Here is a 22,503-nt window from a genome sequence, read left to right as displayed (position 1 = left end):
CCGCACGCAGGACGTCCGGGTACACGCCTTCCCTTCCTGACGGAGGGCGACCAATCAGGCTCCGGGGGTGGCGTCACCGGGTGGGGTGCTGTACGCGGCGATCTCGGAAGCGCGGTCCAGGCAGGCAGCGCCCGGCGACGCGGTGGCCCCGCGCCCGGGCATCCGCGCCAACGGCGGGCGTCAAGCCGTGGCCGGGGGCGCCCCGTCCTCCAGGTGGCGGTAGAACTCCCGCCACTCCTCGAAGGCCGCCTCGAACCACGGGACCCCCGCGGCGAGAGGTACCAAGTGGCGGCACGTCTCGCGGTAGTAGGAACGCCGCTTCTCGGGCCGCGGGTGCGTGTCGAGCCGTTGCACGTTGCTGAACCGGTCCGCCAGCTTGAGCTGCAGGACCTCCGGCGGGGCGGAACGCAGGCTCAGAAGGTAGCGGTCACGCACCTCCGCAGGATCCTCGTGGGCCTCGGGGTCCGGCTTCGTCACCCAGCCCACCCACTCCTCGACCCGGGGGCCGAACCGCTCACCGACCTCCCCGGCCGTGCGGTCGGTGTCCTCCACGACGTCGTGGAGGATGGCCGAGACCAGCAGGTCCTCGTCGCGAATACCCGCGCCCGAGACGAGGATCTCCACCACCTCCAGGAGGTGCTCCACGTACGGCTCACCGGCAGGCCTCTTCTGATCCCCGTGGGCCTCTTCGGCGAACGCGACGGCCTCCCCGAGGCGCTGCGCCGAAACCTCCGGAGCGAGTACCGCCAACTGTCGACGGGCGGTGTCCCAGTCGTGCCACGCGCCGAACACCCGATGGGTCAAGACGACTCCTTATCCGATGCTTCCAGCTGCCTCTTGTATTCCGCCCACCGAGGCAGGGTCGACGGCAGCTCGCCAGCCTTCGCCCTGCGGGTCTCGAATTCTCCGGCGATGCGTCGACGCTGGATCTCGGTGAGGGCTTCGTTCCTGATCGACTTCATTTCCGCAGGAGATTCGCACTCTCTCTCGTCGATGACGAAAGCCGCGAGCATAAATCCGTCCGCAGTCCTTCTGCGGAACGTCGAGATCATGACGAAATTCGACCCTGTCTCATCTGTCACGGGTACCTCCTGCGAGTCTCTTCCTGATCCAAAGCCGCCGCTTCTGCCTGCATCCTACGCATCACATCGCGTTCCTCCGGAGTCGTTTCGATATGCGACTTATACACGGTGTTGTGCTCAAGGTCAGCGGCCACGGAAGCCCGCTCTGTCGTGAGCTGGAGTTCGTACGTATACGGTTTTCCGTCGACCTCTATGGCTACGACCATGGGTATGACGCGGTAGCTCGGATTCCCGCTCTTGGGCTCCGCGTACATGTTCTCGACCTCCAGCAGGCGCCCGCCCTCGCCGGTACCGAAGTGCCCCTTGGCCTTTTCGAGAACGGTTTCGAGCTGGGCGGTGTCCTCGACGGTAATCCTTGCCCCCACGGCATCGATGACGTCCCCGATCTCGTAATCCGGGCGCGCTTTTCGGCCCTCGCTCCCCTCTGTCATTCGATTCACTTTGTCGACCAGGTCGTCTGCGGATTTCGTGCGGCTGCTCAGTTCGGCATCGTCGGCCTTCTCAAGGAGACTCGTCACGTCTTCGTAGACGGCCGGCTCCACCTCGTTCTGCAGCCTCATGCCGTAGTCGTCCAAGGCGTCGCGGTCGCCGTCCTCGATGGAGGCTCCGAGGGCTCGCACCGGGTCGTCCAACTTGGCCTGCTCAACGTACGCGTTCTTGCGGGACGTCCCGTCGGGCTCGTAGTTCACCTCATGCTCCACTGGCTCGAACAGGGGGCCGCGCCCGGGGTTCTCGGACCTGTACTCCTCCAAGGAGCGTCCCTCCAGGGTCTCGCCCTCGGCGAGCTCCTGAATGATCTCCAGGGTCCGTTCGCCCCCGCCCTCAGGATCTTTCAGGTTCTCGATCACGTTCAGCCTGTTCGCGTCGTCCGCACCGAGCTTGGTGATCACCGAAGCCACCTCGGGATGTCGCTCACCGAGGGCCTCCGCCACGTCGGCCAGCGGGTTCTCGGACTGATCCCCCGCCTCCGGAGCGTCGGCCGCGCCATCCACGCCGTCCCCCTCCGACGGTGCGTCAGGCTCGTTCACATCCTCTGCCTCGCCCCGGTCCGGTGCCTCGTCCGAATCCGCGGGCTCGTGGGGCTCGTGGGTCCCCTCGGCTTCGACGGACTCGATGGACTCGATGGACTGGACCGACTCTTCGGGCTCTTCGGGCTCTTCGGGCTCTTCGGGCTCTTCGGGCTCTTCGGGCTCTTCGGGCTCTTCGGGCTCTTCGGGCTGATCCGACCCTTCCAACTCCTCAACGTCCTCGGCAACCCCGGCCGATTCTTCGCTCCCTGACTCCTCAGGCTCTTGCGGATCCTCACTTCCCTCCGAGGCATCAGGCTCCTCGACAGCTCCTTCAGCCTCCTCGGGCGCTTCGGGCGTCTCAGATACTCCGCTCCCTTCGGGCGCTTCGAACTCCTCAGGCTCTTCGGGCTCCGCCCACGCATCCGAGGACTCGATTGCTGAGGGAGCCGCCGGATTCTCAGCGACGGGTGCCGCGTCGGGCTCCCTCTCCGCTCCGTACAACTCAGTCATGCCGACCCTTCACTGCGCGACGCGTCTGCGACAGGTTTCCGGATCTTGCGCTCGAAGCAGGACAAAACCGAGGAGAAGCGCTTGCCCCACTCCTCCGAGGGATCCACGCACCCGACGATCTCCTCCAAACCGGAGGGCGAATACCGCCCGTGGTAGTACTCCCGTGTCCTCGTCCCCTTGCGGGCCTTGTAGCACGGCTCGCCCACCGGGCACGGGTCCTGGCCTTCCAACTGGGCCCGCATCATCCCCGCCACATGTTCGGCAAGCGCGCTCGGATCCGCAGGTGCGCCCACCCGGCTGTGCACCGCACGGTCCGCAGCCTGGCCGATGGCGCAGTTGAGGAGACGGCGGTCGGCGGCCCGGTACGGTTCGAGTGCCCGCCGCATCGCCTCGCCCGGCAGCGGCGTGGTCCACCCCAGCAGATGCGCCGCGACCGCCATCTCCGCCCACAACGCGATCCGGAGCTCGGGCTGTTCCATCAGACGTTGCGCCCTGCGCAGGTCACGCAGGGTGCACGGCTCCGGCGTGCAGCAGGGCCCGCACGCGCGGCTGCGCTCACCCGTCAGCGCAGCCGCCGACGCCGGCCGGATCGCCCCCGCGTCCTCGCGATCCGTCCCGTCCCTCATGCGGACCAGGAGGGGATAGTCCATGCCGTCCGTGAAGACGGCGGCTTCGCCCGGCCGCAGGGTGACCAGGTACTCGGACTGGGCCGCCGTGATGTTCATGGTCGCGCCGACCGCCTCGCGGTCGTCCTGGGCCGGGAGACGGTGGACGACCTTCGCCGCCGTGTTCTTGATGACATCGGGCAACAGCTTGCTCGGGATCTGGTCGGCGATGATCAGGCCCTCGCCGTACGCCCGGATCTCGGCCAGCAGACCGGCGAACATCTCCACCGCATGGGCGCTCGCGCCGCCCTCCTCCGAGCGGCGGAGCAGCCGGTGCGCCTCCTCGAAGACGCTCAAGTGCCGCAAGGGGAACGACAGTCGGCGGGTCACGCGCTGTTCCATGCGCAGGTACTCGACGAGCCGGATGAGGATCGTGCCCATCAGGAACGCCTTGTCCTTGTCGTCGCCGACGTCCTCGATCTCGAAGACGACGTTCCGGCGCAGGAGTTCACCGAAGTCGAGTGGACGGCCACCCTCCAGGAAGCGGCCCGTCGTGCCGAGCCGCAGGCTGGCCAGGCGGATCTTGATGAAACCCTGGACGTTGTCGGCGACCTCCTTGCCGTAGCCGATGTCCGTCACAACCTTGAGGGCCGTGTGCTCCAGGTCCTCCAGGGTGGGGTAGCGCGGCTCTGTGCCGGGGACGAGCGGTTCGCCGAGGGTGAGATCCCAGCCCAGGTCCTCGTAGCAGCGGGTCAGCGCGGCACTCAGGACCTGCGGGAACGGTTCCTGCGGGTCGAAGGAGGCGAGGAACAGGGCGCGCACCATGTCGAGATGCGTCTGGAGGGGGAAGCGCTCGCCGCTCGCGTACGCCGAGGGTTCCAGGGGGTTCAGGCCGGCCGGGAGCGCGTCGGGGTCGCCGGGTTTGATGACGACGACCTCGCTCGTGTCACCGAGCCGCGCCGACATGAACCGGTACTCGGCCTTGGCCGGCTCCACCACCAGCCACGGGATGCCCGCATAGGTCGCCGCCTCCAACAGGCCGCGCACGGTCTGGGACTTGCCGCCGCCGGTGGCCCCGCACACGAAGGTGTGCCGATTGAGGGTGGAGCGGGTCAGTTCCAGGTCACCCACGGGGTTGCGGTTGCGGTCGAGCACCGAACCGAGCCGGACCGGAGGGGTGTCCGGCGTGGACGGCCGGCCCGCGGTCTCCGGGGTGACGTCGAACTCCGGCCGCAGCGCGAACCGTACGCCGGGTATCTCGTGTGCGGGTGGCCGGGCCAGGGATGCAAGCAGGTCGGATCCAGCGTGGAAGGGGTACTCCTCGGGGGCCGGGAGCACTCCGCCGAGCGCCGTGGGCAGGTCCCCGACCCGCCCGGTCGGCCGGAGCGCGTAGGGCAGCCCCTCCAGGTCCGCCGACGCGCAGACGAGCGCGGCGACCCGGGTCGCGTCCTCCGACGTACGGCCGCCCGCCAGCAGGCGTATCCGCCACAGTCCGGTGGCCGCTGCCTTGGCCAGGTCCTTGTGCCGTCGCTCCAACCGGGCCGCCGCGATGGCGTACTCGGGCGAACCGTCCGCCTTGGACATGGCGCGGCGCTGTTCGTCGGCGATGTCGCCGGTGAGGTCGTCGAGTTCGGTGGCGGGCACCGGTTCGGCGAACACCATCCAGGCGAAGGGCTCCTGCCACACCGCGAGGAGGCAGTCCTCCAGGCTGGGCCGCTGCCGTGCGGCGCCGGCCCCGGTGGCGTTCGGCTCCGCGTCGACGAGCAGTCCGTCGGTCACACCCGCGACGACGCTCCAGTGCGGGAAGTCGGCGAACAGGGATGCCGCGGTTCCCGTCGGCTGGGCCAGCCCACGTGCGCCGGCGGGGAGTCGTAGCAGAGTGGTGCCGCCATCCGCGTCCGCGCGACCGCCGAGCAAAGTGCTCCCCCCGACCAACACGTCGATGGGCCGGTCCGCCGCCCGGCGTGCCCAACCGACGCACACCGCTCCGCCCGTCGGGTCGTCGGGGCGCCGTGCGTGATGTGCGGAGACCAGGGCGGCGAGCCGTTGGGCGTGCAGGTCGTCGCCGGGACCGCCTGGCCGGTCGTCCGTGAGGCGTTGACGTGGGACCTCGCGCAGCAGGCAGGCCTCCATGCCGACGAAGCGCTGCCACGTGCCGCCGTACGGCGTGGTGTCCATGGGGTTCAGACCGCTCCTGCTCGCTGACCGACATTGTCGTCGACCGAATGGGACTGGACCGCACAACAGCAATTCCGAGCCGGGCTCACAGGATTCAGACAGGTGGACCCTTTGCCGTACGGCTCGAAGGTGTTGCCAGAAACGGCCGCTCCACCGACTTCACTCTGGCGAACGGGCGAACCACCCCAGATGCCGGAGATGTCCGGCAGCGTGAAGAAAGGGGCGCCATCCTTCACTTGGTCAGGATCGTGCGCAAGCAGTGCGGTTGGCAACGTCTCCCCCGTTGTCGATCTTGCGCATACACCCTAGGGCCGGTCGGGCCCCAGGCCAAGCCTTGCAACTGTGACTTCGTTTCCCGTGGTTCCAACTAGACTCGGGGGGCGAATGCGTGCAGCATGTTTCGGCTGCGAATCAATGACTGGCTGACCGCTTCGGCGGTCACGGGGGCGAGTTCAATCACCAGAGGCGTACATGCTGCCGCCCTCGGGACGGTCATTTCTCAACTGTCCATATGTGGCTGCCTCTTCGGCACACATTCTCCCCAGGGCGGACCCCTTACGTGACCCATCCTGTCGATCCGCACCAACCGGGCCAGCCGCACCAACCGGTCCCGCCGGTCGGCCCCGGCCACCCTCCCCACGGCCAGCCGCACCAGATGCCGCCCGCGTACCCGACTCCCGGTGCGCCCCCGACCGTGCCGCCGTACGGTGCCCCGGTCCAGCCTCCGCAGGCGTACGCGCAGGGCCCCGCCCACCCGCCTCCGACGCAGCCGCCCCACCAGCCGGTTCCACCCCAGCAGTTCGCGCCGCCGCAGTATCCGCAACAGCAGCATCCCGAGCAGCACTACCCGACGCCCCCGCAAATGCCTCAACCTCCCTACGCCACGCCTCAGATGCCACCTCAGGCCCCCCACCATCCGCTGTACGCGGCTCCGCAGGCCCCGGCGTATGCCCAGCCCGCCCAGCCGCAGGCGCCCTACACGCAGTACGCCCAGCCGCAATCCGCCTACGCGCAGCCCACACAACCCACACAGCCCACACAGCCCCAACAGGGCTACCCACCGCACCCTCAGCCACAGTCAGCTCTTCCGCAGACGACGCAGTACGCGCAGTACGCACCGCCTCCGGCCGCCCCCACCGCCGCCGCGATCCCCCCTGCGTACACCCCGGCGGGTACCCCCGAGGTCCGCCGCGGTGCCGATTCCTCCTCCGTGACCACCATGCTGCTCAACATCCCCCTCTTTCTGGGCAGCCTGCTGGTGATGATCCTGATATCGCTGTCCATGCCGAGCGGCGTGGACGTCGCGTTCGTCGTCGCCTGGCTGGCATCGGGTGCCCTGGTGTTCAACCGCCCGACCGAACGGGGCCTCGCGAAGCTGTACTTCAAGATGCGTGAGCCCCTGGCCAGCGAACTCGCCGTACTCCAGCCGCTCTGGGACGAGGTGACCCAGCGGGCGGGCGTCGACGGGTCCAAGTACGACCTGTGGATGGAGGACACCGACGAGCTCAACGCCTCGGCCGCGGCGGGCCACATCGTCGGTGTGACGCGCGGTGCCATGCGCAACCTCCCGCCCCAGCATCTGGCCGCCGTACTCGCCCACGAGCTGGGCCACCACGTCGGCGGCCACGCATGGGCCGGACTGCTCGGCCACTGGTACGCCCTGCCCGCCCGGCTCGTCATGAGTGCCCTGAGGCTGGTGATCCGCGTCATCGCCGCGATCTCCGAAATCCTCGCGGGGCTCTTCGTGCTGTTCCTCGGCGTACTGGCCATCGGTCTGCTGTTCACCTTCCCGGCCGCGCTCGCCCTCTACGCCGTACCGTTTCTGCTCGCCTGGTCCGGGCGTCAGAGTGAGCTGCGGGCCGACCGGTTCGCGGGCCTGATCGGCTACGGCCCCGTACTGGTCACCGTGTTCACCGCATGGCACGCGGAGGGAGCCGACGACGCCCGCCGAAAGCAGCGAGCGATGGCGCGCCTCATGTCCACGCACCCGCCGTTCCACAAGCGCATACGCGCGATCGAGACCTTCGTCGCCTGACCGGCCTGGAGCCCTCCCATGACGATCGAGAACACCGAGGCCGGGCAGCTCGGCCCGTATCTGAGACTCTTCGACGCCGGCCAGCGCGTCGGTTGGATCTACCGTGACCCCGAGTCGCTGCGTCAGTCCTTCGTCGAAGCCGAGCCGCAGCGCCAAGAGCTGGACGGCAGCTACGAGAACCGTGTGCAGGCCGCCCGGCTCGACCGCAAGGACCGCATCAGCTCCGCGCTGAGGATCGGTATCCCCGTCGCGGTGGTCTCCTACCTGCTGAGCCTCCTCTTCACGGTGATGCTCACCATCGGCGGTGTCATCGTCGGCATCCAGGTGGTACGCGTCCTCGTCGCCTCGTTGCGGTTCTCCGTCGCCACCCGCGCCCGCACCGCCCAGGCGAAGACGCTGGAGGAACGTTTCCAGTACGACTGGCAGTCATGGCACCAGCGCTGGACGCTTCACGAGACCCAGCAGACGCAGTGGGTCGCCGGTCTGGACGCCTGGGGCGCGCTGCCTTTCGGGGCGGGCACCCGGCGACTGGACGTCTTCGGCGGCAGCCAGCGCGGCCGCGAGGGTTTCCTCACGGTGTTCGGTGCGTCGACACTGCGCGAACGGCCGCTGATCGTGCTGGACCTGACCCAGTCCCTGGTGTGCCGTGAGCTGTCGGTGCTCGCCGAGGCGGGCGGCGTGCCCGTGGACGTGCAGCTGCTGCCCAGCCGTATGACGGAGAGCGGCATCGTGGGCGGGCTCGCGCCCCACGAACTGGTGCAGGCCCTGGTCGAGGCCATGCACGGGGACAGCCCCGAGTCGGACCGGGCCGAGCGTGCCGTGTACACCCGGATCCTCACCCAACTGTGCGGCGCGTTGGGCACAGACGTGTCCCTGGCGCGGCTCGGTGCCGGGTTGCGGGTCCTGGTGGGTGAGGCCGACGACGCCAAGGCGCTGAGCAGGGAGGAGCGCAACCGCATCGCGGACGATCTGTTCAGCGACAAGAACAAGGACCAGCTACGGGACAGCCTCTTCCGGCTGGCCTCCTTCGTGCACCCCTTGGAGCAGCTGGGAACGGCCCGTGAGGGGCGCGGGCCCGGCTATCTGACATGCGTCGCCCTGGACTTCGGCGCGGGTTCGGCGGGCACGGAGCTGCTGGCCGACCTCGCCGTGCAGAGCGTGATGCGGCGGCTCTCCTCGTTCCAGGAGGAGGCCCCGTGCGTCGTCGTGATGCTCGGCGACCAGGGCCTCCAGCGACGCCACCTCGAACAACTGGCCCAGCTCTGCGAACGACGGGGCGCCCAACTCACGTTGGTGCACTCGCATCTGAGGGAAGCCGGCGAGGAACTCATCGGCGGCGGAACGGTCGCCTTCATGCGGCTCGGCAACCACCAGGAGGCCACGGTCGCCGCCGACTTCCTGGGCCGCCACCACTCCTTCGTCCTGCACTCCCTGACGGACACCGAGGGCCGGACCGTCAACACGTCCGTCGCCAAGACGATCGGATCCTCCACCAGCCGCGGCACCACCACCAGCCACTCGGAGACGTACGGCCGGAACTGGGGCAGCAGCAGCTCCACGACCTACCAGGGCTGGTTCAACCCGCTCTCGACATCGGACTCCACCAACTCGGGCGGCAGCTACAGCGAGACGACCGGCACCTCCACGAGCGTCACCCACACCACGAACGAGTCCACCACTCACACGACCGGCGACAGTGACAGCACGAGCCTGGCGACCGGGCGGCAGCGCGTCTACGAGTACGCCCTCGAACCCACGCAGCTCCAGTCGCTCGCCGAGTTCAACCTGCTGGTGGTGGAGCGGCAGCCCGGCGGTGCCGTGCAGGTGCACGCCGCCGACTGCAACCCCAACGTCGTCCTGCTGGACCGGGTGAGCACGCAGCCGTTGCCCCGCTTCGACACCCTGCCGCACCACAGCCCCGCCCCCGCCATCGCCGCCGAGCAGGCGTACCCGGACCCACAGCAGCAGCACTACACTCCTGTGCAGCAGCCCGAGGCACCGCAACAGCCGTACGCCGGAGCGCCCCAGCAGCCGTACGCCCCGGCGCCGCCGCCGGCCCCGGGAACCCAGTGGCCGTCACCGGGACAGCCCGCCGACGCCCGTGCCTGGGGCATGCCCCAGCAGCCGGCCCCGCCCCAGCAGCCCCCGGGCGGCTGGACCCAGGGACCGCCGCCGAACTGGCCGGGGCAGCAGTAGCCGGAGACTCCCGATGGACACAGCAATCCAGGAGACGAGGCGCACTCCATGGCCCACCTGATCGCAGGTCGCAGCCCACGGCAGGTGCTCGACGAACTCCTCGCGCTCAAGATCAGCGGCTGGCCCGGGCGCTGGTCCGCGATGCCGGAGGACGAGGAAGACCTGAAGCAGTGGTACGGGGGCCTCAGCTGGGAGCCCCTCTGGCACCAAAACCCCCTGCAGTACGTGCGTACGGCGCCCGGCGGACGCTTTCGCTTCCTCCGGCACGGGAAGGCCAGACAGCCGGTCACGTCCATCAGTTCGACCGTCTGGGCGGTCCGCGGGGAGACGCTCGACGAGAACCCACGACTGCGCGATATGGCCTTCGAGCGTTCGCAGGCCTACGCGGACGCCATCACCGCGGAGTTGGGAACGCCCTCGTGGCAGGGCGCGCAGGACTTCCGTGACTTCCCCGTGGTGCCGCGGCACACTCCCCGAAGCGGCGCACCACGGCCGCAACGCCTGACGCTGTGGCACCTCGACGGCCCGGGATCACCGCTGATCGAACTCACCGTGTTGCTCGGCATGGGCTCCGAGGAACGGCCTTATCTCGCGAACACGCGGATCGAACTGCACTGCCACCGCGCAGAGGATCACCGTTGACACAGTCTTCGAGAAACGTCTGCGAGAGAGGTCTTCGAGAAAGGTGACAGGTAGTGGCGACCGTGAGAAGTAACCGGACTCCCGCCCAACTGGCCGACGAGTTCCGGGCGCTCGAGCGGGTGCACTGGCCCACGGTGTGGGCGGGACCGCCCGCTCCGGGCCGTCCGCTGGAGGACTGGTGCGCCCAGTTCGGCTGGAAGCCGCGGTCCGCCGAGTGGGTTCTGGACGTCACCGGTTCCACCGGGCAGGGCATGGTGCTCTACCCCGTCCAGGAGCGTGGCTGGGCACCGGTGAAGCTCGTCAGCTGGGCCCCTTGGGGGCTGAGCGCCGACAACACCTCCGAGAACGACGCCGTCCTCGACCGGGCGGCCGACGCCTGGAGCGCCTACGAAGCGGCCCTCCGGCCCCTCCTCGGTGAACCGGAGTACTCGGGCGCCTGGGACGACCCGGACTTCCCCGAGCCCTGGCACGAGCACCACTGGCTCATGCCCCGCGACCTTCGGCTGGAGGACATGAGCCCGTACCGGATCACGATCTGGCGGGAGCGCCATCCCGAGGACCGCGTCACCGTGCTCAAGGTGAACCTGGGCACCGCACTCGAACCGGGCGAACTGCGAAGGCCTTTGATCAACATCACCTGCCGCCCGCCCGAGATCTGATCCGCACGACATCGTGGCGCGGTCGTCAGATGACGCGGGGTGTGGCCGGGCGCCAGATCCGCAGGTCGAGCTGTGCGGCTTCGCCTTCGTGACCCCGCTCCAAGAATCCGCCTTGCATGAAGAGCCCGATAGCGGGAGCGGGCTCGCCCGCCGAGGGCCATATCGCCACGCAATGGGTGTCGATCTTGAAGTACAGGCCCTGGCTCCGGCTCTTCCACTCTTTCGGGTACCCCGATCCGTAGGGGTGACCGCAGTACCCGGGTTCGCCCAGGATCTCGGTGGCCGCCGCCACGCAGTCCGTCCACAGGGCGTCCGCAGGGTCGAGCACGTTCCTGTGGTGGCGCGAGGAGGGCCTGGAACTGATCCTCCAGAGCTTGGCCTCCAGCCAGTTCACGCGTGCGGGGTACCGGAGCACCGGGGGCAGCCACAAGGGGAGGCCCTCCCGCGTGGTGACGGAGACGCAGTCGGACCTGTCGATGCCTGACACGGTCCAGTCGAGTCGCCGCGCCCAGCGCTCCAGTTCGTCGACTGAGGCGAATGCCCGGTTCCACTGGTGGGCGCCGAAGATCGCGTCCCAGTCCCAGGTCGAGACCGCTCTCAGCTGTGCGGCCACGTCCTGCCAGGTCGTGTCGGGCTTGTCCACCGGGTCCGGATCGCCGAAGAATCGCCGGGTCCCTGGGGCCTCGCCCTTGGTGGTGACGTGGATGACCTTCTCCACCTCCGCGTCGCTGTCGTCCAGGACGATGCGTGCGGGGTCGTGCAGGTTCAGGTCGACAGAGTGTCGGCCGTAGGCGTCGGCGTAAACCTTGAGGGCGATCACGGCGGACCCGGGCTCCGACGGATTCCACACGGCCAACCGGTAAGGGTTGTACCGCCGCCGCTTGTCAGGGGATCCGCCCCTCCTGCCGAAGCTGACGGGAAATCCGGCGCCGTCCCAGGCGCCGTCCCATGTCGGCGCGCCGAGAACACTCCGAGCGGCCGCCAGGTACTCGCCCCACGCCGTGGCCGCCTCGGCCGCTTCCCTGTCGTGCACCCCCCTGTGCCGGTCTGGATCGCCGCCGGTCCAGAGTCGGTGGGAGGCCCGGGCGTAATCCTGCGAATGGGACGCCGTGGTCTCCAGGTGATGCCGCTTCCCGGTGCGGGTCTGCACCGTTATCGGCCCCCAGTCGTTGGTGCGCCACCGGAAGTCGATCACCTTCCAGTCGAACTGGGCGAGCCACGCGGGGTCGGGCTCGTAGCCTCCGCCTGCTCCTGGCCACACCTTCCGCCAGTCGACTTCGGTCAGTACGGCGAGCTCCATCGCCAACTCCTGCGGTGTCGTGTGGACCTTGGGGCCGGATACCGGCTCACCGTTCACAACTGACAAGGAAATCAACTCCCTCGGTACGGAGGCCGACCTTCGACGGCCGATCCTTACGCGCGCTGCCATCCTTGCGATTATCGTCTCTTTGACGATAAAGTCTAGATCATGAACAGCCCGGCACCGCGAACACCGTCCGACCTTTCCCGGATGACGGATGACGAACTGGCGCAGCGAGCGGCGGAACTGGCCGTCGGCTGGGTCTCCGCCGCCACCTCCTTGTCACGGGACCGACAGGACCGAGGGTGGCAACTGGTCGCTCTGCAACACCCCGGCTCCGGACACACGGAGATGTGGGCCTGGGAGGCAGTCGAGACCTGGGAACGCCGACTGTCCGAGACGCTCGCAACGGCCGATGACTCAGATGAAGGCCGCGCCCGTATCGCCAGGGCGAAGGGGGAGGCGGCTTCCCAAATGCGCGACATGCTCCTCTCCGGCATCCGCACAGCGGAACACCTCAACCCCCAACGAGAGGAAGCACGCCGCGCCGACCCCCGCGCCGACCTACGCCGCTTCATCAGTCGCAACGAATGAACTTGGAACGGGCTCCCAAACCGAGCCGACACCCGCCGATGCGAGGGGCGGGCTCAACTGTCACGCGCCGCAGGGCAGGGGGAATCCCGGGCCGGCGTGCGCGAGGAGGGCTCGGGTGCCGGCCGACTGGTCGTGGTAATCGAGGCGGACGGGGCCGTGGCGGCCCTTTTGTTCGACCCAGACAACAGTGCTCCGCTGAACGCGTCCCAGGCCGACCTGCACATGAAACGCGTCAGCACGCGTTTCCGCCCAGACGTCCACGTTGCCGAGATCCGCTGGCTGTAGGAGCGTCACAACCTGGGCTACTCGGCCCCGTTGCTCCAACATCTTGGCGATCCGACGCATAACAGGTCCTGGACAACCGCCTCCCATCGTCATCGCGAAAAGAGTCGAAGGCACCCCAGCAACCGCAGCCGCAACCATCGACCCAGCGGCCCCGCCTGACGGCACCGGAGCCGTCGGCACCGCACCCCCGACCGACGAACCCCGATCCGCCCGCCGCGCCACGGCCACCGGTCACCCCCCAGCCGCCGGCATCCCCTACCCCGCCCCCGAGGGACCCTCGCAGCCCGAACGGCCGCGTCTAGCGGCATCCCCGTACGCCCCGAGGAGCCACCCCATGCCCGCCCTGACTGCCGACCGCACCCCCGACCAACACGCCGCCCAGGCGGTGCTGGGCACGCCCGTCTGGGCGGGGGGGGGCACCGACGGTTCCCGGAGGCCCCCGGCCGCGCGTACTGGCGCGACGAGGAACTGGCCGCCTCGGCGCGTGGATGGCCCGGCACCGGGCTGATTGTCAGGGCCGCTCACGCCTGCCTGGCGTCGTCACCAGAACCGGCCGCCGATCTGGCGCCACGCCGGCGACTTGCCGTTCTCGTAGGGCTCGATCACGCCATCCTCACCCCCGGTGTCACCCCAGTAGCGAAGATGACCGTGGAACGCATGGTCCGCACCACCCATCCCCGCCGACAAGCCCCGAAGTCGCTCGTCGACCTCGAGCGACTCGACCCCGGGATCGCTCACACGCAGGTACTTGATGGCCCGCGGACGGCCCTGGTCGTCAGTGCCCGCGTCAGCGTCCGGAACGAGCACCCAGTGGGCCCGGGTGACCAGTTCGGCCAGCTCCGGCTCGTCCAGTCCGTACGGCGCGACCTGGAACCCTCCAGGGAACGCGTCCTGGTCGATCAGTTCCGACAGTCGTGCGAGCGGGACTGGTGGGCGCAGCTCGATGGTCCCCGCGACGTAGAAGTCAAAGGCCATTGGTGCTCCCTTCGTTGAGGCATTTCGGTGGTGTCGGTCGGAATCCCCGCCCCGTCCGCCCGGTCTACTGGCTTCGGCTGATGAAGGCACGCAGCTCGGCGCGGGGGTCGATGGAGTTGACCCAGGTCCTGTTGAGCTGTTCAGCCGAGCGGATGCCGGAGAGAAGCATGTCGCGCATCTGCGAGACCGCCTCGCTCCTCGCCACAGCGACGCGGCCGCGCGCCTCCTCGGAGTCGTCATCGGCCGCCAGTACCTGAACCAGATGTTGCTCCCAGGCCCCGACGCGGCGCCAGGCGTGCATCTCGCCCTGCGCGGACCCGGCGTACTGCAGACCGACCAGATCCCATCCTTGGTTCTGCGACAAGGGGGTGCCGGCGGAGACCCAGCTCGTGGCCATTTCCGCTGCTAGCTGGGCCAGTTCCTCGTCGGTCGTCTCTGAGGCCTGAGCGGTGGGTCGTGAAGGCACATGGTTCATGATCCCGAGATTATCGTCGACACGACGATAATGGCAAGGTGCGATTCTCTGCGCCCGCACGGCGCCATGCCTCCCTCAAGCGGCACGCACCCCGGCGGGCCTCTCAGCACGACGACCGGACAGCGCACCCGGTTCGTACCTGTGACAGCTGGGCGTACCCCAGAGCCGCACAAGCCGCCTGCAGCAACCACAGCAACTGCCGCCGGGCCACCAGCGTCCGGAGCCAGGGCTCGGCATGGGCGGCTGACGGACCAAGGCCGCCTTCTGCGGTGAGCGCGGTCGGCCCTGCTTCAGGCCCGCTTCGGCCCCGTGACCGTCTCTCCGATCACGAACCCCTTGGCCGGGCCCTCGGGGATGACGACCTCGGTGCCGTAGGGGACGCGATGAACGTCCTCCCAGTCGGCCTTGTCGGGGCGAGGCCTGGTGAAGAGCGTGACGGCGCCCTCGCCGTCGTAGCCGTCGATGATGACGTACACCGGGATACCTGCGCGGGCGTACTCGCGCCGCTTCTTCACCCGGTCCCGGTCCTGGTTCCGCTTGCCCGGGGAGACTACTTCGACGATGAGGTGGACGGAGTCGGCGACGACGCCCATGTCTTCCTCGTCGCGGCACGGTTCGGTGTCCTCAAGAGCGACGAAGGCATCTGGAACCCATGCCTTGCGGTGGTGGATCACGTTCACATCCTGGTGGCAGGCGTACTCGCCGCCGTCCAGGAACCTGTCCAGGGCCCTGCGGACACGATTGGTGATCAGGCCGTGCGAGCGGCGGGCGGTGGGCGACAACTCGATGGCTCCCTCAATGATCTCAGCGCGGTAGCCCTCGGGTGGGTCCATGGCCTTCCATACCTGCCACAAGGCTTCGTCCAGGCTGGGTCCATTCGCGAATTCAGTCCCTGCCTCGGACATGGTCTCGGGCCTCTCATGTGCAAGAGCGGTCAAGGTGGCACCTCCTCCTCAAGTGTGGGCTTGGCGTGCTTGGCACACAAGCAACGCCGTCACGTTAGGTAGCCATACGGGCTCACCTGCGGAAACGTCCCCGGTTCACTCGAACTGGTGACGCAGGAACGACTCACCCCACGAGCTCCTGGAGCCCCAACTCGAACCACACCCCCTTCGCGAACCGCCCCGCCCGCCCGTCCGCCCCCCCCGTCCGCCATCTCATCCACCAGGGCCAGCCCCCGCCCCCAGCAGACGGCACCCCCGTTCGCCGGCCGCACCACGACCGGAGGGTCCGCGCTCTCGTCGAACACGCTCACCCGCACCCGCACCCGCACCCGGCAATGGCGTACCCGGTTCACACCTGTGGCAGTTGGGCGTGCCCCAGTACCGCCCAGGCCGGCCGCCCGGCCCCACCCAGCAGCCACAGCAACCGCCGCCGGGCCACCAACGACCAGAGCCGGGGCTCGACATGGGCGGCTGACGGCCCGCGCGGGCCTTCGTCCTGCCGGCCGACGAAGGCTGGGTATACGCCGTACCTCAGCGGGGGTGGTTCGTCACCGACTCACTGCCACCTTTCCCCGAGACCTCCGTGCCCTCCGCGTAGCCGGGTCCTCCAGCGCGTGAAGGCTGCGCCGGCTGGAGGCGCCCCTCGACGGCGCCAAGAGCCGAAACCATCCGATCTCCCCTGCCCGGGTGATAGGAAGTTCGGCAAGCAATGCGCGCTTGGCGGTTCTCGGTGAGGACTGGGGTGTCCCAGCTCATGGCGGCACGGGGACGGCTGTCGACGAAGGAGCAAGGGGCACCAATGACCACGGAACTGTCGGAGCTCGGGCAGTTGGCTCTGGAGGCCGCCCGGCGTGGCTGTGACGTCATCACGAACGCGCAGGTGGAGGGAGGCTTCGCCGTCCGCACCAAGTCCTCGCACCGCGACCTGGTCACCGATGTGGACACCGCGGCGGAGAGCGCCGTGACCGACTTCTTGCACCGGCACCGGCCACACGACGCCATCCTGGGCGAGGAGGGTGGGCAGCGGGAGGGCAGCGGGAACGTCCGCTGGATCATCGACCCCATTGACGGCACCGCCAACTTCGCCCACGGACGCGCCGACTTCGCCGTGGCCGTCGCTGCCGAGGTGAACGGCACTCCCTCGGCCGCCGCGATCATCCGGCCCGCCACGGGGCGGTGGATCGCCTGCGACGAGACCGGGACGATCGTGTCCAGTCACGGGCCACCGTCCGTGTCCCCCACGAAGGAACTGAGCGCCGCCCTGGTCTCGGTGAGCGTGTCCATCAGCGAGGAACGCCGACCTCTGACGCTGTCCACTCTTGTCCGGCTCCTACCGGAGGTGCAGGACTTCCGGCGCACGGGATCCACCTCGTGTGATCTCTTCGACGTCGCGACCGGGGGGTTGGACGCTTACATCGGCATCGGCACCAAACCCTGGGACGTGGCTGCGGGTTGGGCTGTGGTGCGGGCTGCGGGCGGGCAGTGTCTGGAGTTCCCCGTGGCGGGCGGTCAGACCGCCTACGTCCTGGGCACGTCCGGTGTCGCCGAACGTGCGGCCGCTCTCGTCGAGGAACACGCTGCTGTCTTCGCCGCCACGCAGGGCCGCACGGGGTAGCGGGAGGCGGGCCGCCCCGTGACGGCTTCCAAGGCGGCTTCGCCCGCGCCAGGAAGTACCTGAGGTCCACGGGAAGTTCGCCCGCTCAAGGAAACATGAAGCCGTGTCCGCTCGCGAACACGGGCAGCGAAGGGAAATCCAGCAACCATGACGCAGGAAGAAGCGCGACAGCTTCCGCAGGAGAACGGTGCCGCCTATGAAGTGGCGCGTGATGTTCTCCTCCAGCTGATCGGTCACGCCGCGAGCCGGGTGGTGGCCGGCGAGGGGGAATGGGTCGAGAAGCGTGACCGGTGGAACTCGATGCTTGTCGGGCTCGACCCGAGGGACTCCGACGCCGTCCAGAAAGTGCTCGACCGTGAGGCGCCGGTACTGAAGTCCATCGCGGAGGACCTGAGCCGGTGAGGGACCCCGGAGGCGACCGGACGTACGTGCTGCCGCAGGAGCAGTCCAGTCTGCTCTTCGAACAGATCACCCAAACCCTGCTCGCCGGTACCGTCCCGCAGGACCAGCCCGTCGCGACCATACTGAGCGCGCAACCCGGCGCCGGAAAGACCGTCATCGCTCACGACATCAGGGCCACCTATCCCGAAGGCAGCCGGCCCGTCGCGATCGACATGGACGCGTTTCGGGGGTTCCATCCGGAGTACCAGCGCCTGCGCGCGGAGCACGGCCCCCAAGGAGCCGACGACCTCATCCAGGCCCAGACAAGGATGTGGTTCGAGTCCGCGATCGACTATCTCGTCGACCAGGGCTCACATCTGATCGTCGAGCACGGCCTCCGCGACCGGGAGGTCACCGACCGCCTGCTCACCAGACTGTCCGCCGAGGCCGACGGCAGGGCGCCGTACCGGATCGAGGCGGCGCTGCTCGCGTGCCCGGCCGCGGTGAGCGACCTCGGCATCCTGGAGCGCTACCAGCTCGGTCATGAGAGGACCGGTCAGGGGCGGATCGTGGCCGCGGACCTGCACGACCAGCGGTACGCGCACCTCGCCGAGATCGCCGACTGGCTCGACGCGGACCCGCGTATCGCGGCGCAGGCCGTCTACCAGCGCGGAAGCATGGAGCCAGTACACCGCAACGAACGTCTGGGCGACGGGGAACTGCGCCATCCCGTGGCCACGCGCACCGTGCTGGACGACGTGCGCAACCAGCCGTTCACCCTGGAGCAGAGCCGGGCCTACCTCACCCTCCACGCGAGCCTGCGGGCCCGGATGGCCCACGAATGGGAACCGCGGCTCCAACGGGCGCTCGTCATCGCCGCACCTCTTCTTCATCCCGAGGTGGATGCGGGTCTGCCCGCCGAGACCGCTGACGCCGCCCCCGGCTTCGCCACGGGGGCCGAGTCGGCGGCGACGTTGCCCGCCACCGAGGCCGGCGACAGGAACGCCGTACGCCGCCTGTCGACCGTCCCGGAACGCTGGCAGCGCCCGGAACAACGCCCGGAGACGCGGACAGCGACGGAAACGGGCACGGAATCACCGGGCGGAGGCCCCGGAACCACCACCCCGCTCCAGGAGAAGACGCCGCTTCCGGAACACGCCCCATCTCCGGCCAAGGCCGCCGAGGCAGAGCGGGATGCGACGCCACCCACCGCCGAGCCCAAGCCCGCGCCCCACAAAGGCGTACCCGGTTCACACCTGTGGCAGTTGGGCGTACCTCAGGGCCGCACCGGCCGACCGCCCGGCCCCGCACAGCAGCCGCAGCAACCGCCGCCGGACCACCAGCGACCGGAGCCGGGGCTCGGCATGGGCGACTGACGGCCCGGCTTCGCGCTTCAGCCCCGCTTCGAACCCGTGATCGCCTCGCCGATGACGAAGCCCTTCGCCGGCCCTTCGGGGATGACGACCTCCGTGCCGTAGGGAACGCGGTGGATGTCGTCCCAGTCGGCCTTATCGGGGCGAGGACCGGTAAAGAGGGTGACAGTACCCTGGCCGTCGTAATCGTCGATGATCACGTAGGCAGGAATGCTTGCGCGGGCGTGCTCGCGGCGCTTGCGGACGCGATCACGGTCCTGGTTGCTCCTGCCTGGCGAGACCACGTCGACGACCAGCGAGACAGCCTGCGCTTTGATCCCGAGACCGTCCTCGTCCTCGATCAGCTCCGCGGTCCGGGGCGCAACGAGTCCGTCCGGAATCCACGCCCTGCGCGCATGGATCACGTTCGCGTCGTTCCAGGCGCCGTAGTCGCTGTCCTTCAGATGAAGCGCCAGGGCATCCCTCAGGCGGTTGACGACCTGGGCATGTGCGAAGCGATCGGTGGGCGACACCTCGATGGCTCCCTCAATGATCTCAGCACGGTAGCCCTCGGGGATTTCCATGGCCTTCCATACCTGTCACAGACCCTCGTCATGGTCGGGTCCGTTCACGAATTCAGCCCCAGCCTCGGACATGGTCTCGGGCCTCTCGTGTGCAAGAGCGGTCAAGGTGGCATCTCCTCCTCAAGTGTGGGCTTGGCGTGCCCGGGGCACAAGCAACATCGTCAAGCTAGGCACCCATACGGTCTCACCTGCGAAAACGTCCTCAGCTCACTCGAACTGGTGACGCAGAAACGGACTCACCCGACAAGCCCCAACTCGAACCACACCCCCTTCGCGAACCGCCCCGCCCGCCCGTCCGCGACCCCCCACCCGTCCGCCATCTCGTCCACGAGCGCCAGCCCCCGCCCCCAGCAGGCGGCACCCCCGTTCGCCGGTCGCACCATGACCGGAGGGTCCGCGCTCTCGTCGAACACGCTCACCCGCAGCCGGGCCGGAGTGAGGCGGATCCGGAGCATGGCGGTGCCCTTGGTGTGCAGGTGGACGTTGGTGACGAGTTCGGACGTGCACAACGCGGCAGGCATGACGAGCTGTTCCCGGTCGTGGGTGAAGAGGACGGCCCGTACGAAGTCCCGGCACAGGCGGGGCGAGGTCGCGTCGGCCTGGGCGAACAGGCTGTATTCGTGGGTGAGTTGGGCGGAACGGTGGGGGGCACGGCGGGCTGGGTCCATGGGGGGGCTCCTGAGCGGGAGGGAGGGGAGTCGGATACCACTGCTCGGCGATGGCGTTGCCCTCGCGGGTGCTCTGTCGGCTTACGGGCAGGGAGAGTCGAGCGATCTCATTACGTGACCGATTCAACACTCACGGTAGAACTCAAGGGCTCTACATCTCAACCTAGTCACCTGATCGAGTGGACCGATCACGCACCGCCGTGCAGACTTTGCGCGAGCCAGCAGGGAGTCACCGTGGGACTACGCACCACCATCAGCGAACGCCAGCGCCGCCTCGGATTCGAACTCAAACAACTGCGCGAACAGGCGGGCTTGAACGCGGCGGAAGCCGCTCAGAGGATCAGCATGAGCCGGGCGCAGCTGAGCCATATCGAACTGGGGCGCACATCGATCCTGACCGAGCGACTTTTGGAGCTATGCCGTACGTACGGTTGCACAGACGAGCCTTACGTTGACGCACTGGTGTCCATGTCCGAGGCAAACGGCAGAGGATGGTGGAGCGCGTACAAGAAGCGGCTGGGGCCCGGTGCTCTCAACCTGGCCGAGTTGGAGGCGGAAGCCGTGACCCTGCGTTTGCACGAGTCGCTGTTCGTCCCGGGGCTCTTCCAGACCGCCGACTACGCACGGGCCATCTTCAACAGCCCCAAGCTGGGCTTCGAGAACATCGAGGAGGGCCTGCGGTTCCGTATGGAGCGGCAGCACGTCCTCGCCCGCAAGAGCCCGCCCTCCGTGCATGCGGTGATCCACGAAGCGGCGTTGCACATGCGGTTCGGCAGCGTTCAGGTCGTACGGGAGCAGTTGCTACGGCTCGTCGAACTGGCCCGCCTGCCACACGTGACCATCCAGGTCTATCCGTTCAGCGCGCAGGCGTACGCGGCACTCAGCGGGAACTTCGTCCACGTCATTCCCGGCAGAGCGCGACTCGGCACGGTGGTGCTCGACCGGGCCACGGGGCCCGACTACCTACGGGAAACAACTCAACTCCAGCAGTACAACGCGTTGTTCGAGCGATTGGCCGAGAACGCCCTCAACCCGGTCGACGTATCGTTGGCCCCCGAAGCACACTCGGTGAAGGACTCACTGGCCCTCATCCAGCATCTGCTCTACACGCTCTAGGAGGCACGGATGTCCGAACTGAACTGGCAGAAGTCCTCGTTCAGCGGCGGCCCCGAAAGCAGCTGCCTCTACATAGCCACCGCCCCCGACCGAACCATCCGCCTCCGCGAGAGCGACACCCCGGACGTCATCCTCGGGACAGACACCCGCGGCCTGTCGCGGCTCCTGCTGCACATCAAGTCGGAGACTGATCGCCGATGAGGTGACGACCTCACCCCGCCTCACTCCGCCTTGTCCGGCCTCGGTGTGCCCGACGCGTGTCGTGAGTCCCTCGGGGAGGAGTCGGCCCAGTTGGGAGACGGCGTAGGCCAGGACCGCCACGTACACGTCGAAGGCCAGGACGGCGACCACGTTCCGCGCGGCCGCGCAACCGCGCCGGGGCGGATTCCCGGTTCGTCCTCGGTGCCGTGCAGCATGCCGGTCCAGATCTGCCGACCATCAGCGGGACCCCCGCCTCACGAGCCTTCTCAGCATCCGGAACGCTCTCGCATTCAACAACTCATGGCTTATTCTCACGCCTACGCGTACAGCTCCCCCAGCAGCCCCACCTGCGCTGTGGCGCCTCACGTCCCCCATGCCGACACCGTTCGCTCCGTCCCCATGGGCCGCCGAAAGGGCTGCAACTCATGACCGCGGGTTCCTCTCACGGGCAGGCAGGACCGATCAGACGCCGCCGTAAGCGTGGCCGCATGCGCACCACGGCCCTCGCCACCGCGCTCACCGCCGCCACCGGCACCGTCTACGCGCTGACCGCCGAGGCGGCCTCGACCTGCGTTTTCCCCACCTTCAAGCGGCAGATGTACGCGAACACCACCTTCTCCGGTACGCCGAAGAAGACGGACTGCGACGCGAAGGTCAGCGAGAACTGGGGAACGGCGGCGCCCGCCAGGACCCTCCCGAAGGACAACTTCGCCGTCCGCTGGACCCTCACCCGGGACTTCGGCTCCGGCGGCCCTTTCACCCTGACCGCCACCGCCCGCGACGGCGTCCGCGTCTACGTGGACGGCGAACGCGAGGTGAACATCTGGAAGAACGTTTCCTCCACCCAGTGGAAGACCGTCGCCGTCACCATCCCGTCCGGCAAGCACACCCTCCGCGTCGACTACGTCAACTGGACCGGCGCCGCCGACATCACCTTCACCTACGCCCCCCGCACCTACGCGGCCGCCTCTCCGGACCTCGACTGACCCGTACAACCAAACCCCCACCCCGGCTGTCTGATCGTCGGCGGCAACGTCCCCGGCCGCCGACGATCAGCCATCGGCCCAGGCACCAGCACCAGCACCAGCACCAGCAC

General features: G+C 68.6%; 21 protein-coding genes and 1 pseudogene. 12 read left to right on the top strand and 10 right to left on the bottom strand.

What is annotated here, in order from left to right; translation table 11 throughout:
• Nucleotides 1–180: 180 nt before the first annotated feature.
• From ACFU53_RS18455 to ACFU53_RS18440, 4 genes are read right to left on the bottom strand one after another with little or no spacing between them, the layout of a single operon-like run.
• Nucleotides 181–804 carry an HD domain-containing protein gene (locus ACFU53_RS18455; RefSeq protein WP_383992965.1) on the bottom strand — a complete coding sequence of 208 codons (624 nt, stop codon included), beginning with the start codon at nt 802–804 and terminating at the stop codon, nt 181–183.
• Nucleotides 801–1,082 carry a hypothetical protein gene (locus tag ACFU53_RS18450; RefSeq protein ID WP_383992962.1) on the bottom strand — a complete coding sequence of 94 codons (282 nt, stop codon included), beginning with the start codon at nt 1,080–1,082 and terminating at the stop codon, nt 801–803. Before ACFU53_RS18450 ends, ACFU53_RS18455 begins: the two co-directional genes overlap by 4 nt.
• Nucleotides 1,079–2,602, bottom strand: a complete 1,524-nt coding sequence (locus ACFU53_RS18445) for a hypothetical protein (RefSeq protein ID WP_383992959.1) — start codon at nt 2,600–2,602, stop codon at nt 1,079–1,081. The genes ACFU53_RS18450 and ACFU53_RS18445 overlap by 4 nt, the downstream gene beginning before the upstream one ends.
• Nucleotides 2,599–5,385, bottom strand: a complete 2,787-nt coding sequence (locus tag ACFU53_RS18440) for an ATP-binding protein (protein WP_383992956.1) — start codon at nt 5,383–5,385, stop codon at nt 2,599–2,601. Before ACFU53_RS18440 ends, ACFU53_RS18445 begins: the two co-directional genes overlap by 4 nt.
• Nucleotides 5,386–6,277: 892 nt before the next feature.
• On the opposite strand from ACFU53_RS18440, the gene ACFU53_RS18435 reads away from it, so the two are divergent.
• Genes ACFU53_RS18435 through ACFU53_RS18420 form a run of 4 tightly spaced genes read left to right on the top strand, consistent with a single transcriptional unit; the run spans nt 6,278 to nt 10,917 of the window.
• Nucleotides 6,278–7,420, top strand: coding sequence for a M48 family metalloprotease (locus tag ACFU53_RS18435; RefSeq protein ID WP_383992953.1), 1,143 nt, complete (start codon nt 6,278–6,280; stop codon nt 7,418–7,420).
• An 18-nt stretch (nt 7,421–7,438) separates the two neighbouring features.
• The gene (locus ACFU53_RS18430) at nt 7,439–9,616 is read left to right on the top strand and encodes a hypothetical protein (RefSeq protein WP_383992950.1); all 2,178 of its coding nucleotides are present in this window, start codon (nt 7,439–7,441) and stop codon (nt 9,614–9,616) included.
• A 48-nt stretch (nt 9,617–9,664) separates the two neighbouring features.
• The gene (locus tag ACFU53_RS18425; RefSeq protein WP_383992947.1) at nt 9,665–10,258 is read left to right on the top strand and encodes a hypothetical protein; all 594 of its coding nucleotides are present in this window, start codon (nt 9,665–9,667) and stop codon (nt 10,256–10,258) included.
• Between the two features lie 53 nt (nt 10,259–10,311).
• Nucleotides 10,312–10,917, top strand: coding sequence for a hypothetical protein (locus ACFU53_RS18420; protein WP_383992945.1), 606 nt, complete (start codon nt 10,312–10,314; stop codon nt 10,915–10,917).
• Nucleotides 10,918–10,942: 25 nt separating this feature from the next.
• On the opposite strand, the gene ACFU53_RS18415 is transcribed toward ACFU53_RS18420, so the two are convergent.
• Nucleotides 10,943–12,274 (bottom strand): hypothetical protein, encoded by a 1,332-nt coding sequence (locus ACFU53_RS18415; RefSeq protein ID WP_383993031.1) that lies wholly within the window; start codon nt 12,272–12,274, stop codon nt 10,943–10,945.
• A 153-nt stretch (nt 12,275–12,427) separates the two neighbouring features.
• On the opposite strand from ACFU53_RS18415, the gene ACFU53_RS18410 reads away from it, so the two are divergent.
• Nucleotides 12,428–12,811, top strand: a complete 384-nt coding sequence (locus ACFU53_RS18410) for a hypothetical protein (protein ID WP_383992942.1) — start codon at nt 12,428–12,430, stop codon at nt 12,809–12,811.
• A gap of 825 nt (nt 12,812–13,636) precedes the next feature.
• On the opposite strand, the gene ACFU53_RS18405 is transcribed toward ACFU53_RS18410, so the two are convergent.
• The 3 genes from ACFU53_RS18405 to ACFU53_RS18395 all read right to left on the bottom strand — a co-directional run bounded on the left by ACFU53_RS18405 (nt 13,637) and on the right by ACFU53_RS18395 (nt 15,379).
• Nucleotides 13,637–14,071, bottom strand: coding sequence for a hypothetical protein (locus ACFU53_RS18405; protein WP_383992939.1), 435 nt, complete (start codon nt 14,069–14,071; stop codon nt 13,637–13,639).
• Between the two features lie 64 nt (nt 14,072–14,135).
• Nucleotides 14,136–14,546, bottom strand: a complete 411-nt coding sequence (locus tag ACFU53_RS18400) for a hypothetical protein (RefSeq protein WP_383992936.1) — start codon at nt 14,544–14,546, stop codon at nt 14,136–14,138.
• Between the two features lie 290 nt (nt 14,547–14,836).
• The gene (locus tag ACFU53_RS18395) at nt 14,837–15,379 is read right to left on the bottom strand and encodes a Uma2 family endonuclease (protein ID WP_383992933.1); all 543 of its coding nucleotides are present in this window, start codon (nt 15,377–15,379) and stop codon (nt 14,837–14,839) included.
• Between the two features lie 910 nt (nt 15,380–16,289).
• Between ACFU53_RS18395 and ACFU53_RS18390 the strand changes: the two genes are divergently transcribed.
• From ACFU53_RS18390 to ACFU53_RS18380, 3 genes are all read left to right on the top strand, one after another.
• Complete coding sequence (locus ACFU53_RS18390; RefSeq protein WP_383992931.1) at nt 16,290–17,105, top strand: inositol monophosphatase family protein; 816 nt, start codon at nt 16,290–16,292, stop codon at nt 17,103–17,105.
• 147 nt (nt 17,106–17,252) lie between these two features.
• Nucleotides 17,253–17,507: a hypothetical protein gene (locus ACFU53_RS18385; protein WP_383992928.1), complete on the top strand. Its 255-nt coding sequence runs from the start codon at nt 17,253–17,255 to the stop codon at nt 17,505–17,507.
• Nucleotides 17,504–18,862: a zeta toxin family protein gene (locus ACFU53_RS18380; protein WP_383992925.1), complete on the top strand. Its 1,359-nt coding sequence runs from the start codon at nt 17,504–17,506 to the stop codon at nt 18,860–18,862. The genes ACFU53_RS18385 and ACFU53_RS18380 overlap by 4 nt, the downstream gene beginning before the upstream one ends.
• Nucleotides 18,863–18,879: 17 nt before the next feature.
• Here ACFU53_RS18380 and ACFU53_RS18375 read toward each other — a convergent pair whose 3' ends face one another.
• Nucleotides 18,880–19,422 carry a Uma2 family endonuclease gene (locus tag ACFU53_RS18375; RefSeq protein ID WP_383992922.1) on the bottom strand — a complete coding sequence of 181 codons (543 nt, stop codon included), beginning with the start codon at nt 19,420–19,422 and terminating at the stop codon, nt 18,880–18,882.
• A 236-nt stretch (nt 19,423–19,658) separates the two neighbouring features.
• Nucleotides 19,659–20,090, bottom strand: a complete 432-nt coding sequence (locus ACFU53_RS18370) for an ATP-binding protein (protein ID WP_383992919.1) — start codon at nt 20,088–20,090, stop codon at nt 19,659–19,661.
• On the opposite strand from ACFU53_RS18370, the pseudogene ACFU53_RS18365 reads away from it, so the two are divergent.
• The 4 genes and pseudogenes from ACFU53_RS18365 to ACFU53_RS18350 form a co-directional block, all read left to right on the top strand.
• Nucleotides 20,043–20,522 (top strand): annotated as a pseudogene (locus ACFU53_RS18365) (helix-turn-helix domain-containing protein); the annotation flags it as partial. The gene ACFU53_RS18370 and the pseudogene ACFU53_RS18365 sit on opposite strands and share 48 nt — an antisense overlap.
• A gap of 36 nt (nt 20,523–20,558) precedes the next feature.
• On the top strand, nt 20,559–21,206 hold the full coding sequence (locus ACFU53_RS18360; RefSeq protein WP_383993028.1) for a DUF5753 domain-containing protein: 648 nt from the start codon (nt 20,559–20,561) through the stop codon (nt 21,204–21,206).
• 9 nt (nt 21,207–21,215) lie between these two features.
• On the top strand, nt 21,216–21,407 hold the full coding sequence (locus ACFU53_RS18355) for a DUF397 domain-containing protein (RefSeq protein ID WP_383992917.1): 192 nt from the start codon (nt 21,216–21,218) through the stop codon (nt 21,405–21,407).
• Between the two features lie 488 nt (nt 21,408–21,895).
• Complete coding sequence (locus ACFU53_RS18350; RefSeq protein WP_383992914.1) at nt 21,896–22,393, top strand: PA14 domain-containing protein; 498 nt, start codon at nt 21,896–21,898, stop codon at nt 22,391–22,393.
• Nucleotides 22,394–22,503 lie beyond the last annotated feature (110 nt).

The organism is Streptomyces sp. NPDC057474, from assembly GCF_042802555.1.
In the GTDB taxonomy this organism is placed as follows: domain Bacteria; phylum Actinomycetota; class Actinomycetes; order Streptomycetales; family Streptomycetaceae; genus Streptomyces.
The sequence above is the reverse complement of the archived record's forward strand: the minus strand, read 5'-3'. Positions and strand labels throughout refer to the sequence as shown.

What these genes read in the sequence shown, in the direction of transcription:
- ACFU53_RS18445 (WP_383992959.1), bottom strand. Translation starts at nt 2,602, where the DNA reads ATGACTGAGTTGTACGGAGCGGAGAGGGAGCCCGACGCGGCACCCGTC.
- ACFU53_RS18440 (WP_383992956.1), bottom strand. Translation starts at nt 5,385, where the DNA reads ATGGACACCACGCCGTACGGCGGCACGTGGCAGCGCTTCGTCGGCATG.
- ACFU53_RS18435 (WP_383992953.1), top strand. Translation starts at nt 6,278, where the DNA reads ATGCCACCTCAGGCCCCCCACCATCCGCTGTACGCGGCTCCGCAGGCC.
- ACFU53_RS18430 (WP_383992950.1), top strand. Translation starts at nt 7,439, where the DNA reads ATGACGATCGAGAACACCGAGGCCGGGCAGCTCGGCCCGTATCTGAGA.
- ACFU53_RS18425 (WP_383992947.1), top strand. Translation starts at nt 9,665, where the DNA reads ATGGCCCACCTGATCGCAGGTCGCAGCCCACGGCAGGTGCTCGACGAA.
- ACFU53_RS18410 (WP_383992942.1), top strand. Translation starts at nt 12,428, where the DNA reads ATGACGGATGACGAACTGGCGCAGCGAGCGGCGGAACTGGCCGTCGGC.
- ACFU53_RS18405 (WP_383992939.1), bottom strand. Translation starts at nt 14,071, where the DNA reads ATGGCCTTTGACTTCTACGTCGCGGGGACCATCGAGCTGCGCCCACCA.
- ACFU53_RS18400 (WP_383992936.1), bottom strand. Translation starts at nt 14,546, where the DNA reads ATGAACCATGTGCCTTCACGACCCACCGCTCAGGCCTCAGAGACGACC.
- ACFU53_RS18395 (WP_383992933.1), bottom strand. Translation starts at nt 15,379, where the DNA reads ATGGACCCACCCGAGGGCTACCGCGCTGAGATCATTGAGGGAGCCATC.
- ACFU53_RS18390 (WP_383992931.1), top strand. Translation starts at nt 16,290, where the DNA reads ATGACCACGGAACTGTCGGAGCTCGGGCAGTTGGCTCTGGAGGCCGCC.
- ACFU53_RS18385 (WP_383992928.1), top strand. Translation starts at nt 17,253, where the DNA reads ATGACGCAGGAAGAAGCGCGACAGCTTCCGCAGGAGAACGGTGCCGCC.
- ACFU53_RS18375 (WP_383992922.1), bottom strand. Translation starts at nt 19,422, where the DNA reads ATGGAAATCCCCGAGGGCTACCGTGCTGAGATCATTGAGGGAGCCATC.
- ACFU53_RS18370 (WP_383992919.1), bottom strand. Translation starts at nt 20,090, where the DNA reads ATGGACCCAGCCCGCCGTGCCCCCCACCGTTCCGCCCAACTCACCCAC.
- ACFU53_RS18360 (WP_383993028.1), top strand. Translation starts at nt 20,559, where the DNA reads ATGTCCGAGGCAAACGGCAGAGGATGGTGGAGCGCGTACAAGAAGCGG.
- ACFU53_RS18355 (WP_383992917.1), top strand. Translation starts at nt 21,216, where the DNA reads ATGTCCGAACTGAACTGGCAGAAGTCCTCGTTCAGCGGCGGCCCCGAA.
- ACFU53_RS18350 (WP_383992914.1), top strand. Translation starts at nt 21,896, where the DNA reads ATGCGCACCACGGCCCTCGCCACCGCGCTCACCGCCGCCACCGGCACC.